This window comes from Gloeocapsa sp. PCC 7428 (genome assembly GCF_000317555.1).
Classification (GTDB): Bacteria; Cyanobacteriota; Cyanobacteriia; order Cyanobacteriales; family Chroococcidiopsidaceae; genus Chroogloeocystis.
The window spans coordinates 3,848,872-3,865,287 of the sequence record NC_019745.1; the positions used below are offsets into that span (position 1 = coordinate 3,848,872).

Genomic DNA, 16,416 nt, shown 5'->3' on the forward strand with positions numbered 1-16,416 from the left:
TGTGGTCAACCTCACTCTAATTTTTCTCCATGCACTTTGAAACAGCCCTGCCACAGGTGGGGGATTTAGGAGGCTGATACGAGTGCGGTTACTTAACGATTCATACATTAATTAAGCAACACGTTCGCGTAGCGTTCCCTTCTTCGTAGCTTTACCGCAGGCTAGGAAAGAATCTAGAAGTTGTGGCATGGATTTGAGATGCTGAACGAAGTGAAGCATGACTCCTTTAACTTGTTGATAATTGCTGTAGGATTTCTATAATTTTTGCGATCGCTTGTTCTAACTTTTTGGCTTTGAGTTGACACACCTTCTTTCAATTAATTGCAAGTGGGTAGGGCTGTATCCATCTTTACTTTGCATATTCAGTTGGTTCGTAGATTAAATGCATGAGTTTACTTGCTGGAAGAGTTTCCATCGCGTAAGTCGTTCCTTTTGAATCGGAAAAATCGATCAGAAAAGCTTCGCGATCAAATACCATAACAACAGTACCAACTTGTCCTCGTTGCAGCAAAATTGGCTGTCCTGTTTCTTTGTGAATTGCTTGAACATTTTCAGTTAGAGCAACAACGTCATATTCTTTTATCTGTGACATAGTTTCTTCATTTGTCTACAGGATAGGTATTAGTTAATCTTGGAAAGTCTTCATCTATACGTACAATCCAGCATCCTAGAATTAGAGATGTCCCAAAGCGCCATTAGGTAACTTCATCTACTCTACTCAATTGGAAAGCTAGAAATAGCTGCGTCAATTTTTGCCATTAGTTCTATTGTCTCTTGCAGGGCAACGACAATCCGCTGATAGTGTAGGATATCCTCATTGCTGAGGGTGCGCCCTTTGCGGTCTTTGAGCCATTTTTGACAAACTTGATAGCCGCCAACGTAGAAATTCCAAACGTTTTCGGGTACTCTGGTAAATCTGTCACCTTTTTTGTTAATGATTACGTCACCCTGCTGATATTTAGGATGTCCTGCATCAACAACTCGATTACCAGTGCGATCTTCATACTGGGTAATGGTGTTGTCTAATTTAGGTGATTTCATCAAATGCAGTGCTACCAGTTCTTCGCCGTATGCAGCTAATTGACGGAAAAGTTCGTCACTACTGGTAAGAGGTACGCGGGGAAAGTCGATTTTGAGAAATTCAGCGTAGCGGGTGCGGTAGGTAGGCGAGTGGAAGATGGCGTAGATGTAGTAGAAGATGGCTTCAGGGGTGGGAGTGTAGCCAAGTTTTGAGGTGATGTCGTTGAGGAAGTTTTGGGACAGGTTAGGGCGGCGTTGTTCTTTTAAAAGTGATTGATCAGATTGATTAATATTAGGGTAGAGGTAGAGAGGATGAACCTGTCCTCCACCTCGTCGATAAAAATTCAAATCTACAATCTGTTTAGAAATTCCTATAATATTCCATTCCTCATTTCCTGTAACTGCACTACTTCTGCCAACTACGATTGCCATATTTTCTCTTTTCAGTAGATGTCGCATAACTTCGCCACGAAGGCGTGTAACTACTTTTGAGTCATACACAATGAAGCGCTGATCAAATGGACGATATAGAATAGGAGCGACGGTATCTTCTGAAAGCCTGTGAATATCAGCTAGAACTTCAGCTTTTTCCTGAGTAAAAGCTATTGTTTTTTCATCCTGTCCGGTGACAATTCCTACTGAATTAACTGGCATTATTTCCGTTATTTTATAGCCTTGATTATACTCGCTTAATAAATCATTGTTTTGAGGAATTAATAGATAAAAAGGCTTTTGAGGAGTGATTAAAGACCAGTTCGTTTTACTAATATCATCATTTGATAGTAACTTAGATTTCTCTTGTTCTAAACCATAAAGATTTGCATGATAAATTTTTGCCATTATTAGCTTCCTTCATCTTGTATAGTAGCTTCTTCCTATGTCATGCTACGAGCTTAAGCATTAAACTAACTGCAACCCCCTGCTGAATATCAAATACATTTTCATCTTTAGATCCATCAGGAGCAGTTTCTTTCTTTTTGCTATTTCCATGTAAATCTAAAACATAGATCTCATCAAAAGTGTTGTCGAGGCTTTGCCGCATCCCTCTAAAAGTTGGATTATCTAAATAGCCATGATTTGTAATAAACGCCAAAATTCCCATTCCAGTTTTGGCAATTCGCCATTGAGAAAAGCGAATGAATTTCACATAATCATCTTGTAACCACTTGGGATTTTTTTCTCCTAGTGGCATTCCATCAACTTGGTAATAGTCCCGCACGAGTTCACTAATCCACTGGTTTTTATTTTCTGAATGACCTGAGTAAGGCGGGTTACCTACAACCACCATTACAGGCTCTTCCTGTTTAATACCAACTGCTTCATTTGCCTCTAGTGCAATGAACTCTTCAAACAGTGTTTCTGATTTTTTGACTGAATCTTCTAATGTATTTGTCAAATAAACTCCTAAGCGCTTACCGCTATCAAATTGATAACCTGTTTCCTCTAGAAATAAACTGAGTTTGAGATGTGCGATCGCATACGGAGCCATTAATAACTCAAAACCAAATATTCTTGGTAATAACCGCTCTTTGACATAACCCGACCAAGACTTATCTGATAATCCTTCTGTCAGTGCTTCTGGTGACTCTTGAAAACGTTGATAAATGAGTTGGCAAATCCACAATAAAAACGTCCCAGTTCCGCAAGCAGGATCGAGGATCATTACTTCTGGATCGGCTAATCCCAAAGGTTTGTTAAACTTCTCTTTCAATAAAATATCAACCGATCGCACCATGTAAGAAACTACAGGTTCAGGCGTGTAATAAACCCCTCGTCGTTCTCGCATTTGGGGTTTATAGGCTTTTAGAAAGTCTTCATAAAACCGAATAATAATATCTTCTTGCCCGATCTTTTGCTCAAAATCTGAAAGTACAGCCTCCATTTCTGCGGCGCGAAGCACTGATAATAATTCTGAGACAGCACTCACTAAATCTTCGCCCAAATCTTCAGGTGGTTGCTTTGAAATATCTTCAAATAACTTGCGCAGGAAAGGGTTTGTTTCTGGTAGAAATTTCCAGGCATTATCGCGGTAAAAGTCTGGTTCTAAATTGTATGGATTCTTTTCGCGCTTGAACTTAAGAAAACCAAAAACTCTTGCAGTAAACAATCCATAAGCGACAGTTTGCGCGTAAATATCGGCAAAGCTATAGTCTTTTTCGTTATCCGCTTGCAGTTTGAGCGTTGGTAGGAGTTCCTTTTTAAAACTTTCAAATAGCTTATGCAAGTATCCGCCTACCTTTTCATCTGCATAAACCGAGGGAATTGCTTGTTCGATTCTTCTCGCAACTTCAGCCATCAATTGCGCTAGTTTCTCAGCCGTCCTCACGCCTGGGTAAAATACCCAATCAACCTGGGGAATCAATGCCATAGCGCGATCGGCGATGCGTAGCGTCCCCTGTTGCAAGCGACTCAATCTTGCTAATAACTCGCGATCGCACCACTCAAAAATCTGAATCTGTCTTTGTTGCAATCCTCCCTCGGTTGGTAAAATTAATACCACGCACCCCTGTAACTCAGCTTCGGGTAAGAGCAAATACATTACAGGTTGCTCGGTTGTTACCCGCCTGATATAATGCCCGTAAATTTCGTTTTGCTGCTCTGGTGCGGTCAAAAACTGCCTAATATCCCGATCGCTGCTTTCATTTAATTCTGCATAAAAGCTAACTGCGATCGGACAAGTATCAGATGCATCCTTTACACTTTCACCAGGGCGTAAATACCAAAACCGAGAACCTTCACGGTCAAACTCTTTAATAGGATATCCCAAAATTTGACGCATTTTTTCAACGCGATTCGCTAGCGTACCAGACATAACCGCACGCAAATGCTCCTTGGTAAGAGCCATAAGCTACCAATTCCTAATAATTCAAATAATGACGAAAAACTAAGTTTTATCCAGGTATAAATCCAAATCCATCAAGCTGTTTCAGGATTAATAAGCTGTGTATTTAGCTAATAATTCCTGACCGCGATCGCCCATTTGTTCTAGGTGTTGAAAAATTTTTTGCCTAGCTAAAAGTAAAGGTGTACTCCGCCCGTTCTCCCAACGATTAATTGAAGAACAGGTAACACCTAATTCAGCCGCAAACTGTTCTTGTGTCAGCCCAGTTTCTAACCGTATTTCACGAATGAGCTTCCCAATTTGTGGCTGATTGATTCCTAAAGTTTTGACTGACATCTAACTTTTAATCTCCAGCTTGGACGCTACATGACGTAGCACTTGACGTATCACGTTACGCATCATATTTGCTAGAAATAGTCACTGTCAGTAGTAAAACTGCGTAAACTAAAACCTGAGAAATTTACCTATAATTTATAAAAACTTTAAACTTAATTGCGGACAATAGGGAAAAAATATTAAAATTTTGGCTTTGCTGAATCAATGTATAAATCGTTAATCCAGATGCCCTTCGACTCCCTTCGGGGCTACCAAAACGAAGTGTGCGAAGGCACACTAAAACAAAAGTGTTATCAAAAAATACACGGAGGAAATAGGGTTTATTTAGCTGCGAATTCATTTGTGGTTCTCTTCATGCAGGAGGTTTACATAATTTAAGAGTTATTCATACTCCTATCTGGCAACATCGAAATTTTTAATCATGAGATATCAAAGTTTAAAAAAAATTGCTACAGATGTAGATAGGCGAGCGCACTTAAACTTCTCTTGACAACTAGTTAGCTGCATACTAAAAAATCGCGCAATTCATCTCGCCATAAAGAAGCTATTTTTTGATCAAAATACTCTATCAAGTACTTATTTATACTGAAATACAAGAGTTTTTGCTAAAAATTGCTTTCTCTAACAGTGTAAGAACGGATATTTAGTAAATTATCCACAAAAGATTCTAGATACGAAAATACTTTTTATAAAAATGTCAGAAAAACTATAATTCTTTTCCTACGATATCCGTATTCGTACGAAGTTGAAATATAAATTTGTTAATAATCAAAGCTAGCTTAAAGAATGAGTTTTGATTGCTGACTCAGTTACCATTGTCTGGCTAAGAAGATGCGATCGCACAAGCCTAGCTCCCCCATCCTAAAAACCTCTAAAATCAAAGTCCCCCAAGATTGGGGATTTAGGGGGCGATCAGGAGATTTACGGGGCAAATGAACTATCCATAGCACTTCTTAGACATCCTATTTACGGGTTAAAGAAGGACGTAAGAATGCACGTAAAGCAAAAAAACTCAACTTGAAAAAGTCCACTGTAGCTGATAACTTTGAATTCACTCGGCTATCGCCTGCTACAAATTGTATGCTCACTAGTTTGCAAAACCCGCTGGTCAAGCAGTTACGAAAGTTGCATTCCGCAAAAGAACGGCGGGAACAAGGTGTGTTTTTAATCGAAGGAACACACTTACTTCAAGAAGCTTGTCGGGTAAAGTACCCTTTAGAGACTGTGTGTTGTACTCCAGAGTGGCAAAGTAGCAATCAGATGCTATGGCAACAAGCTAGCCAGCAAGCGAAACGCGGAGAAATTGTTAGTGAAGAAGTTTTGAAAGCGATCGCCACAACCGTCAACCCTGATGGCGTTGTCGCAACCGCGCCCCACTGTTTAGAACGCATCCAAGTCCCGTACAATGGTTTAGCACTAGCTTTAGAAAACGTGCAAGACCCAGGTAATTTAGGAACGATTATTCGCACAGCTAAAGCAGCTGGTGCTAATGGATTGTGGTTGAGTGCCAATAGTGTCGATATCTATAACCCAAAAGTTTTAAGAGCCACAGCAGGACAGTGGTTTCGCTTACCAATCGCTATCAGTCCCGATTTAAGGGCAACAGTATGCAAATGTCAACAAGCAGGAATGCAAGTCATTGCTACACAGGCAGATGCATCGTTAACTTACTGGGAAGTCAATTGGCAGCGTCCAAGTTTAATCTTGCTAGGAAATGAAGGCGCAGGCTTATCCGCTGAATTAGTCGCGCAAAGCGATCTTTGTGTCAGAATTCCGCAAAATGCTGAAGTCGAATCATTAAATGTAGCGATCGCAGCTGCTTTGATGTTGTATGAAGCGCAACGCCAAAAGATGTTTTCGACGGCAGAATAAAGCTGTATCACGCTGCGTGTTTGCGACTCATTCGCAACATCTACTTCTTTCTACTTCTTTAGTTGCTTTTTTCCTTACTCTAGCTTGGCAAGATAAGCATAATCATTTTCAATAATTTATATAAGTAACAAGTCCTTTGCCTGCTGTGCTTACAGAAATTATTTTATGATTCTGAAAAGTAGTGAGAAAGTTTCTTATTTAATCCAAAAGTTGAGGAGAAATTAATTCTCAAAATTAACTTTAACACGGTGCTTACAGTGCGAAGTTGATAGCACAACAACTTTAGAGCACATTTGACAGTTTGATACATCAGTTTCAGTTAATGATTTATGCAAATTTCTAGGGGCATCTCAGCACATAGACCACCGTTATTTCTACTTGTTACAGGTGCAATTACTGCCGTTGCTATTGCAATTCCATTAACGTATTTAGTGATTCGGACAGCGGGTGTCGGTGGAGAAGAATTATCTGATTTGCTCTTGCGCCCTCGAACTGTGACGGTGTTACTCAACAGCGCTGGAATGGCAGCAGCCGTCACGATATTTTCTGCATTGATTGCGATTCCACTAGCGTTTTTAACCGTCAGGACAGATTTACCTTGGCGGCGATTTTGGTTAATTGTAACGACTCTGCCTTTAGCTGTTCCGAGTTATGTAGGTAGCTTTGCTTTAATAGCAGCATTTGGACCAAGAGGCAGCTTGTTACAACTGTTGCTAGAACCATTGGGAGTACAACAGCTACCGAGCATTTATGGCTGGTTTGGCACAATTTTAGCCATTACTTTATTTACTTATCCGTATATTTTACTGAGTGTCCGTGCCGGATTACACGGAATTGACCCCGCGATCGAAGAAGCTGCGCGGAGTTTGGGATATAGTAGACGAGACACATTCTTTCGCGTCATCTTGCCGCAGTTGCGTCCTTCGATAGTTGCCGGATCGCTTTTAGTTGCATTGTATGCGTTACGCGATTTTGGTACGCCTTCGCTGATGCGGTTTGATGCTTTTACACGCGTCATCTTTCTGCAATACAGGTCGAGTTTTAACCGCAATTTAGCCGCTGCCCTAGCGTTAATTTTGGTCGTATTAGTATTAGGAATTTTGTGGTTAGAAAATAAGGCGCGATCGCGGGCAAGGTACTATAGTCGCCGTGCTTCTCGCCGTGCTTTACAAATCAAACTCGGATATTGGAAACTACCAGCGCTTTTGTTTTGTGCAGGAATTACGCTGATTAGTTTAGTGTTACCCGTTGGCGTGACTTTGTTTTGGTTGATTCGCGGCTTAACGGTGGGCGGTGGAGATGCGGTTAATTTGGCTCAAGACATGATCCAACCCGCGCTTAACTCAATTTGGGCAGCAGCACTCGCGGCGATCGCGGCAACGATTTGTGCTTTACCCGTGGCTATTTTAGTAGTGCGTTTTCCCAGCCGGATAACTGCCGTAATCGAGCGCTGTAGCTACATCGGCTTTGGCTTACCAGGAATTGTTGTTGCATTATCGCTCGTGTTTTTAGGTGCTAACTATCTTCCTTGGGTTTATCAAACTTTACCAATCCTGGTTTTTGCATATTTAGTCTTATTTTTACCGCAATCAGTCGGCACAGTCCGTAGTTCGCTGCTGCAAGTCAATCCACAACTCGAAGAATCTGCCCAAGTCTTAGGAAGAACTCCGTGGCAAACTTTGCGGGAAATTACCTTACCACTCGTCCGCCCAGGAATATTAAGTGGAGCAACTTTGGTATTTTTGACTGCAATTAAAGAGCTACCTGCAACATTGTTACTCGCGCCGATTGGTTTTTCAACACTCGCAACCAAGATTTGGACAGCAACAGAAAACGTTGCGTTTAGCGATGCCGCAGCGGCGGCGTTGACGATGTTGTTAGTTTCCTGCGGATCGACTTTATTTATGCTTTCTCAAGAGCAATAGTAGGAGGTTAATTGCATTTTATGGGACACGAGCAAGTTATTCTTCGCGTCGATGATGTTACGAAACAGTTTGATCAACCACCACCAGCAGTTGCGAATGTCAGCCTTAGTCTTATTCAAGGAGATTTACTTGGTTTATTAGGTCCATCAGGTTGCGGTAAAACAACGTTGTTACGGTTAATTGCTGGATTTGAGCGTCCGCAATCAGGAAGAGTCGAAATTGCTGGAAAAACCGTCGCTGGTGCGCATTGGATACCTCCAGAACAGCGTTCGGTAGGCATGGTGTTTCAGGATTATGCACTATTTCCGCACTTAACCGTAGGTGAGAATGTTGCGTTTGGTTTGCGATCGCACAAAAAGCGCAGCGATCGCGTCGCTCAACTTATAGAACTTGTCGGATTAGCAGGATTAGAAAAACGCTATCCGCATGAATTATCTGGCGGACAACAGCAGCGAGTCGCTTTAGCACGCGCCTTAGCACCAGAACCCGCCCTGATTTTACTCGATGAACCGTTGAGTAATCTGGATGTGCAAGTCCGCTTGCGCTTGCGCGAGGAATTACGCGAAATTCTCAAAGCAACCGGAATTTCGGGGGTTTTTGTTACGCACGACCAAGAAGAAGCTTTGGCGATCACCGATCAAGTCGCCGTGATGCGTCAAGGAAAAATTGAACAACTAGGTACACCCGAAGAAATTTATACGCATCCCCAAACCCGCTTTGTTGCAGAGTTTGTCACTCGCGCCAACTTTTTGCCAGCTAAGCGCCGAGGACACCTGTGGGAAACCGAAATTGGCTGTTTTACCGTGCGCACAGAGATAGGACAAAGCGAAACGGGCGACTTAATGATTCGCGAAGAAGATTTAATCTTACAACCTGCGGATAGTGCGCCTGTTATTGTTCACACTCGTAGGTTTTTAGGACGCGAATACCGCTACTGTTTGCACACTGCATCGGGTAAAAGATTACACGCGCGCACATCAGCCGAAGTCGTCTTACCAGTAGGAACGCGAGTCGAGTTAGCCGTTGCTGAACAAGCAATTAGGTTTTTTCCAACCAATGCGATATCAGAGGATTTGGTGATGAATTCAGTTGGTTCGCATTGATTTAGCGGAGTATACTTACATCGCGTTGTTGAGTATATGGAGGTCGGGTAATGGGTAATGATCGCTATTCCAATTACCAATGACCAGTTACTAAGCATCAACCTTATCGTTACGTTTATTTTTACCCACTTATCCTTTAGCATTTGTGAGTGTCAAGCGTAATTACTAGGAAAATTGGAAAAAAGATGAGATTACTTGACGAAATATATCTTTAGATAGAAGAAAAAAGCATTACTCCAGACAGAGCCGAGGGCGCGATCACAGAAGTTATTCTAAAGACGATTCGGGTATCATGTAATTAAAGCTACTTTAAGCCTACGTAATAACCGCGAATAACATCTACCGTTTTTATCTCGTTCATCTCTGCGAGGAGAGTACTTTTAAAGCTATGTCTACTAACCCTAACGATTACAAAAGTTATAACCGCGAACGCCAAGAGACACGCACTGATGCAAATGGCAATACTCACACTACACGTACCAACGAAACTGTAAGCGGTGGCACTAACGCAGACGCTTACCGCGAAGGGTATGTTCAAGGTCAAGTATCCGAAAACCTCTATCAAGAAGAAGTTTTAGCAGCAAGAGACAATGAAAACGCCTCGCGGGGGTTACTTCTTGGTATTCTCCTTGCTTCACTCGCAGCTTTAACCGCAGGTGGAATTTGGTTACTCAATCAACGCGAAGAACCTGTACCTACCAACACAAACATCGTCGTTCCAGCACCGAGTCAGGAACCATCACCAACAGCAAGTCCCGCTCCCGAAAACCAAACTACCATCATCGAACGCACAACCGAAGTTCCCGTTCCGGTTCCTGTTCCTCAGCAACAAGCCCCAGCCCCTCAAGCGCCAGACATCAATATTACTGTTCCTAGTCCGGCTCCACCCGCACCAACAACACAGCCAGAACCTACACAACCACAGACACAAGAAAGTAGTAATGTTCCTGCACAAGCTGCACAAAGCAGCAGCGATACCGTTGCTTCGCCTGAAAGTACACCAGCAACGAGTACAACAGAGAGTAGTTCTGGAGAAACTAGCAATACAAGTGCTCAGTAAACCGCTTGTATGAATCTTTAACCCTCACTGTATCTTCTTCCCAGAATTAGGGGAAATCGAGAGCGGACGAGGGTTTCTAAATAACTTCAACCCCGATGTGGATTACCGTGTACTCGGTAGCAAACTAAAAAAAGATTTTGCTAGAAGTCACTGCCGCTGATTTTGTAAACTAGTTTACAAAAATATTACAAAAAATGAATGTCAATAAACTTTACTAAATCGGAAGCTTATTCCTAAAAAAGGAATGCTAATTTATAAATCAAGGCACTAAAGAGTTGATTAATAAAAAATTAATTAGTACCTGTGCCTCCTGTACTAATCACGCTGCAATACCTCAAGTTTCTTGACATCCAATTGTTTTAGTTTCATCCTTGTATTCATTATTTATTGTTAATTATGGAGGTTTTTGAACATACAGCCGAAACGACTATTTCGATAGTTCTGGATGTACAAAGCTTGATAAGTGAATTGCAGATAACGTCCACAGTAGTAAAGAACATTAGTTGATTTTATTTCTAAAGTCGCCAACTCTAAAGACAATAAAACTTCCTTAACCCGCTGTAAGTTGCTAATTCATTCTGGTAGCTTGGCGGGTTAACTTTATGTAAACTATAGCAATTGAAGAGGTGCTTAGGACATGGTAAAAGATCAATTCTATTACTAGACCTCCTGCATGAATCACAGACGCCCTCCGACTAAAGTCAGGGCTATCCAAGCAAAGTGTACCTTCGTACACTAAAAAACAAGATTTTTGAGAGGGTAAGGCATGCCTTACCCGTAGTCCAGGGTTTATTTAGCTAGCGAATTTATACGAGATGGCATTCACGCAGGAGGTCTACTGATGACTGATGATTAAAATAGTGAGTGTAGGTGAAGGGTGACTAGCAACTAAGCACTAAGTTTTTAGCTTGTTTAGTGATTAGCCAATAACCTGAATTGGTCCTTCAACATTACCACTAAAAAATTGTTGAATGAGAGGATTGTCAGAAGTATCAATATCTTTTACAGAGCCTTCCCACTGAACTTTTCCTTGGTAGAGAAAGACAATGCGATCTGCGGTACGGCGGATCGTACTATCTTGATGGGTGACGATCGCATAAGTACTACATACCCCAGTTGTGCATTGTAGCTGTCGAATTAAATCTTCAATAACTGTCGATGCAATTGGATCAAGACCAGCGGTAGGTTCATCGTAGAGTAAAACCGCTGGAGAGTCTTTGATATTATCGGGATTAGACATGATGGCTCTGGCAAAACTGACACGCTTGCGCATTCCGCCGGAAAGTTCACTTGGGTAGCGATCGCCAACTCCGGTTAAGCCGACCATTTCTAATTTTTGATTAACTAACTCGCGAATACGCGATCGCGATAGTTGTGAATGTTGATAAAGCAAAAAACCAACGTTTTCTTCGACGGTTAATGAGTCAAATAATGCCGCCTGCTGAAATACCATCCCAATACTAATAGGATCGGCAGCATCTTCAATGAGTCCTTTGCGTTGGTGTCCTTGGATATAAACTTCTCCTGCATCTGGTGCTAGCAATCCAGCAATAATGCGTAATATTGTAGATTTACCTGTACCCGATGGACCAATAATCGCTAAGGCTTCTCCTTGATAAAGCGTTAAATCGGCTTCATCTAAAACGACGTTGTTACCGAATGCTTTACTCACGCCTTTAAGTTCAATGATCGGCTCAGCCATTCTTAAGAAGTCGGGGGTCAGGGGAGTTTTGAGTGATGAGAAAATTCTTTGAATAATTACCTCCGGTACGCTAGGGAAACAAAACTCTTTGGGATTCAAAATTCAAACCTAATCTCTCACCCTTCATTATCTTCCATCTTTAAGTTACCTGATAAATGAAGTTGAAGCTTGCCCACGCGTTGACGTCTAAAGCGTAGGTATCAGGGGCCGCTCCCATTGTGTCTGGAGCGATCGCGCTTGCGGTTTGTAAATCGCGTAGTAGGGCTTGGGTAACTTCTAGAGGGTTTGACAAGATACTAATGTATTCTTCACCGCGCAGATCTTCGCGTGCAGCATCCAAAGCAGCAAGCGTTTGCGTAAAAGGACTTCTACTGAGAATCAGCTGCGTTTCGCAAACCGCAGGTGGTCCGTGCAGTATCCACTCAAAATCAATCTCGGTTCGAGGTACGCTTATAGTTGTCTCTGGCGCGATCGCCAACTCTTGTATCGATGCGGTATCGGTAGAACCAGAAGCAGCAAGGGCTTTTCCTGGATAAAGAACGATCGCATTTTTGCTGCTATCTAAGCCTAGCAGTAATAAGTAGACGGGGCGATCGCTATGATTAGTTATTTTGTATTTAATTCGGCTGCCGATCGGTAATGATGGGATACCTGAAGTTGTCGAAACAATGCTTGGTGTAGTAGTTTCAACTCGGTGCTTGATCTGAAAGCGCTGTGTTTCGCGCTCGATAATTGCCTGTTTTTGCGCACTGACAACTTCGAGAGTTGCCTGAATATCTAAATCAGAAGTTTCATTACTCGTTAGCCGCCACAACTTTGCTGCTAAAAGTGTTTGCAATTTCGGAATTAAGCGCTGTACGGCAACTTTAACGGCTTCTCCCGCTTCACCCGCAGTATTAGGAATTAATTCGTGGGCTAGCGTAAATAACCCGTAACGGCTGGCGGTAGTTGATTGGGTATCGTCTTGAATGCGACCAAATAGGCAATCTGCTAGTTCTCCTGAAGTAACTAACGTTACAAAAGACGCGGTAGCAAACGCACTAGTAGCATCGACGCGCTCAATGCGTTCAAGTCCAGGATCTAAGGCAACGTTGAGATTAATATTGCGTGGAACAATGCGGATCGCCTCTTGGACTAATTGACCTGTTTGTAGCGTATTTGTACTTTCGTTGTCTGCAACCAGCAAGGCTTTGGCGGTTAACCCTGTACGCGATCGCATTTGTAGCTGCGCTTGATCTGCACCTGCTTCACCGCTAGAAGGTGTCACAACTTTAAACCGCGAGTTGACGCCGTAGTACTGCAAAAGCGTTGGCTGTAATCCTGCTAACCATAATTGTGCTGCTTTGCCATTATCTTCTACAGCGATTACGACACCATCCGCGCTGACATCGGTATTAGGCATAAAGTGAAGTGCGACATCAGCTTGTTCTTGACTTTTTTGCCCGCACAGTTGTGGTTGCTGTTTTCCGACAAGCTCAACGACACTAGTTGCTTTACTTAAGCTCACGTGAATCGTTGTTGCTGGGGTTGCTTCCCACAGTGATTGAGTTAAGGCATAGGTAAATAACCCTGCGCTAAAGCCACTCCATTGCGCCTCAGCAGCAGGTTGATCTGTTTGCGATGCAGTGATAAATAATCCTGGGAAATCGAGTGCAGCATGAGGCGGTACGAGTAACCGATATGGTGCGATTTTATCGATAAGTTGTTGCTGAAGTTCGAGTTCGAGGGGATGAATTTGCGCTGGCGCGATTTGTGGTGATGAACGAATTCGCAAGTTCCCTAAGGGTGCTGTAGGAGGTGTATAAAAGCTCGTATCGAGAATTGTTGTTACATTCTCTGTCTGAAGCGATCGCAACATCAACCACAGCGTTTCTTCTAGAACATCATTAACGATTGGATCGGCTGACGAAGTGATAGGACTATCCACCGGCACTAAGCTACTGATTGTGGAGCATAAAGTTTTAGATACTAGCGGTTGGCTGAGTTCGCTATTCTCTTGTGGATTCTGATCTTCTACGTGTTCCTCATCAAGTTGAATGCGACGTCCATAACCGCTGTAGTGAAACACAACAATATCGCCTGGTTGTGCTTGTTCAACTAAATGCTGCATAAATGCGGCTTCAATTTGCTGCCGAGTTGCTTGTTGATTATGCAATACAACAATATCTGCTGGTTGAAAGCCGAAACGATGAATGAGGAGTTCGCTTTGAAGTTCAACATCAGTCACACAACCGTTAAGCGGCATAGCTGAGTATTCATTAATACCAATCAACAGCGCCAATTTTCGCGAGGTAGATTGTGCCAAAGCTGAGCCGTAGCGATCGCTCAACCTGAACAAATCAAACTCACTGATCCCTAGCGCGGTAACTATTGCGCCAACTGCTTTAAAAAAATCCCGCCGCTTCATATTTTAGCTATTAGCCATCAGCTTTTAGCCTAACAGAGACTAGGAGTGAGGGGTGAGTGATGAGGAGCTAGTGATTACTGAAAGAGAAGTATCATTATAGTATTTCTCTCCTGCTCCTCTGCTTCCCCTGCTCCTCTGCTTCCCTACTACTTCACTTCTACAGGTATACGCATCGCTTTCGCCAACTCTGCGGCGACTTCAGGACGCGAGAACTCTGGTGGTGGTAATTCTCCACGTCGCAGCATTTCTCGCACTTTGGTTCCCGAAAGGTGAACGCGTTCTTCCGGTTTACTTGGACTCGTTTTTGTTGTTGCCATTTGCAACGTACGCTTGCAGTAGAAAGCGTGTTCAAACATCATCGGTGTGATGCCCAATTCAGCAGGCTCAAACTCATCAAAGATGTACTGTGCATCATATGTACCGTAATAGTCACCTACGCCTGCATGGTCGCGACCGACAATAAAGTGAGTACAGCCGTAGTTTTTGCGAACTAAAGCATGAAAGATTGCTTCACGAGGACCCGCATAACGCATGGCGGCGGGGTTAATTGCTAAAATAACGCGGTCTTGCGGGTAGTAATGTTCAAGTAAAATTTCGTAGCAGCGCATTCGCACATCGGCTGGAATATCATCTTCTTTGGTCGCGCCAACTAAAGGATGCAAAAATAATCCATCGACGGTTTCTAATGCGCATTTTTGAATGTATTCATGCGCACGGTGGATGGGGTTACGAGTTTGAAACCCGACAACAGTTTTCCAGCCTTTATCTTTAAACATTTGTCGCGATTCGGCTGGATCGATTTGGTATTTAGGAAACAAAGAATGAGGTTGACGTTCTAGTAACCAAACTGGGCCTGCAAGATTGACTGATCCTTGGTCGTAAACAACTTTAACACCAGGGTGCTTGATGTCATCCGTACGATAAACGTTAACGGCTTCTTTCGCTTTGTCGTAGTGGTATTTTTGCGTGAGTTGCAAGACACCAATAAATCGACCACTAGGATCGTCCAAGCGGATTAAGCTACCTTCTGTGAGCGGTTCGGCGATCGCTTCATCCACTGAAAGCGTAATTGGAATTGACCACGGTAAACCATTTGCTAACCGCATTTCAACAACTACGCGTTCGTAGTCTTCATGTTCCATGAATCCATTCAACGGACTGAAGCCACCGATTGCGATCATTTCTAAGTCAGAAACGGCTCGCTCATCAAGTTGAACTCGCGCTAATGAATCAGCTTTGTCCAAAAATTCTTGCTTTTGTTCAGGTGTGGCGACACGATTGATCAATTGCATTCCGTGGGGAGCAATGCCGTCTCGATAACTCATCTTTTTTTTAGATTTTGTTTAGATTTGCGCTGCAAGCATATAGTAGCAAGATGTCGCCCAATAGAGAAGCGATTAAAGCAACAAACTGATTATCTCTAACAGACTGAGGTGATATAAATGGTTTTATCGTGTAGCGATCGCTGTTGTGTAATGAATCCAGTTATCTTCTAACTGCTTTTTAGATGCTAAGTACGCAGTTACTGTCGTAAAGCCTTGCGGCAAAAGTGCTAGCGTTGCAACAATACGATGCGGACACGAATCATCCAAATCCTGGCACGAACAAATATCGTGGTTGTCGTTGGCAGTAATTTTATATTCTCTACCACTGCGATCTAAGGTCACAGCGGATTCTGCCTGAAGGTTGAACGTGACTTGTTCAAATGCGGCTTGATGGTAACTTTGAAAAAACTTATTGACTTGCACTCTAGCAAGTATCCACTGTGCAGTTGCGGTTTTAACTTTTAACCCGCCCCATTCGGTCATTGCGACACTTTTAATTGTGCTAATTGTCTTGTGGGCGATCGCTACTAATACTTTGAGCAACTTAAAAAACAACCGTCGCTTAAAGAACGTACAACAGCGGCGTTCTCCAACCCAATACACGACATACGGCGTACGCGATGCATTCCTTGTCATTCCGACTCGTTCTACTTTTGTGAGTCCTCGCGGTAGAAATGTAGGTAATTCAGAATTGTATTGCAGTGCAGTTGTTGCGATCGCACTTGTGTCTTCGATAAAATGCATCTAAACCTCAAAATTCGTGTTTACTAGGATATTTGGGGTTGAGTCAAAGGCAGTAAGCCTAAACACGCCTTTGACTTTTT

General features: G+C 42.7%; 12 protein-coding genes. 4 read left to right on the forward strand and 8 right to left on the reverse strand.

Annotated features, from left to right (window positions below):
* Positions 1–349: 349 nt before the first annotated feature.
* The 4 genes from GLO7428_RS17140 to GLO7428_RS17155 all read right to left on the reverse strand — a co-directional run bounded on the left by GLO7428_RS17140 (position 350) and on the right by GLO7428_RS17155 (position 4,198).
* Positions 350–592: a DUF4926 domain-containing protein gene (locus GLO7428_RS17140; RefSeq protein WP_015189831.1), complete on the reverse strand. Its 243-nt coding sequence runs from the start codon at positions 590–592 to the stop codon at positions 350–352.
* Between the two features lie 122 nt (positions 593–714).
* Entirely contained in the window at positions 715–1,860 is a 1,146-nt protein-coding gene (locus GLO7428_RS17145; protein WP_041918674.1) for a type ISP restriction/modification enzyme, read from the reverse strand.
* A gap of 40 nt (positions 1,861–1,900) precedes the next feature.
* A complete protein-coding gene (locus GLO7428_RS17150; protein ID WP_041918675.1) occupies positions 1,901–3,865 on the reverse strand; it encodes an N-6 DNA methylase in 1,965 nt (654 codons plus the stop codon).
* A gap of 87 nt (positions 3,866–3,952) precedes the next feature.
* The gene (locus GLO7428_RS17155) at positions 3,953–4,198 is read right to left on the reverse strand and encodes a DNA-binding transcriptional regulator (RefSeq protein ID WP_015189832.1); all 246 of its coding nucleotides are present in this window, start codon (positions 4,196–4,198) and stop codon (positions 3,953–3,955) included.
* A gap of 1,080 nt (positions 4,199–5,278) precedes the next feature.
* On the opposite strand from GLO7428_RS17155, the gene GLO7428_RS17160 reads away from it, so the two are divergent.
* The 4 genes from GLO7428_RS17160 to GLO7428_RS17175 all read left to right on the forward strand — a co-directional run bounded on the left by GLO7428_RS17160 (position 5,279) and on the right by GLO7428_RS17175 (position 10,158).
* On the forward strand, positions 5,279–6,070 hold the full coding sequence (locus GLO7428_RS17160; protein WP_015189834.1) for an RNA methyltransferase: 792 nt from the start codon (positions 5,279–5,281) through the stop codon (positions 6,068–6,070).
* Between the two features lie 329 nt (positions 6,071–6,399).
* Positions 6,400–7,995: an iron ABC transporter permease gene (locus GLO7428_RS17165; protein WP_015189835.1), complete on the forward strand. Its 1,596-nt coding sequence runs from the start codon at positions 6,400–6,402 to the stop codon at positions 7,993–7,995.
* Positions 7,996–8,015: 20 nt separating this feature from the next.
* Positions 8,016–9,098 (forward strand): ABC transporter ATP-binding protein, encoded by a 1,083-nt coding sequence (locus GLO7428_RS17170; protein ID WP_015189836.1) that lies wholly within the window; start codon positions 8,016–8,018, stop codon positions 9,096–9,098.
* Between the two features lie 388 nt (positions 9,099–9,486).
* Positions 9,487–10,158 carry a hypothetical protein gene (locus tag GLO7428_RS17175; RefSeq protein ID WP_015189837.1) on the forward strand — a complete coding sequence of 224 codons (672 nt, stop codon included), beginning with the start codon at positions 9,487–9,489 and terminating at the stop codon, positions 10,156–10,158.
* A gap of 919 nt (positions 10,159–11,077) precedes the next feature.
* Here the strand turns inward: GLO7428_RS17175 and GLO7428_RS17180 are convergent.
* The 4 genes from GLO7428_RS17180 to GLO7428_RS17195 all read right to left on the reverse strand — a co-directional run bounded on the left by GLO7428_RS17180 (position 11,078) and on the right by GLO7428_RS17195 (position 16,336).
* A complete protein-coding gene (locus GLO7428_RS17180) occupies positions 11,078–11,860 on the reverse strand; it encodes an ABC transporter ATP-binding protein (protein ID WP_041918676.1) in 783 nt (260 codons plus the stop codon).
* 139 nt (positions 11,861–11,999) lie between these two features.
* Entirely contained in the window at positions 12,000–14,267 is a 2,268-nt protein-coding gene (locus GLO7428_RS17185) for a caspase family protein (protein ID WP_015189839.1), read from the reverse strand.
* Positions 14,268–14,413: 146 nt separating this feature from the next.
* Positions 14,414–15,592: a sulfate adenylyltransferase gene (sat, locus tag GLO7428_RS17190; protein ID WP_015189840.1), complete on the reverse strand. Its 1,179-nt coding sequence runs from the start codon at positions 15,590–15,592 to the stop codon at positions 14,414–14,416.
* Positions 15,593–15,715: 123 nt separating this feature from the next.
* Complete coding sequence (locus tag GLO7428_RS17195) at positions 15,716–16,336, reverse strand: hypothetical protein (RefSeq protein ID WP_015189841.1); 621 nt, start codon at positions 16,334–16,336, stop codon at positions 15,716–15,718.
* Between the last annotated feature and the right edge of the window lie 80 nt (positions 16,337–16,416).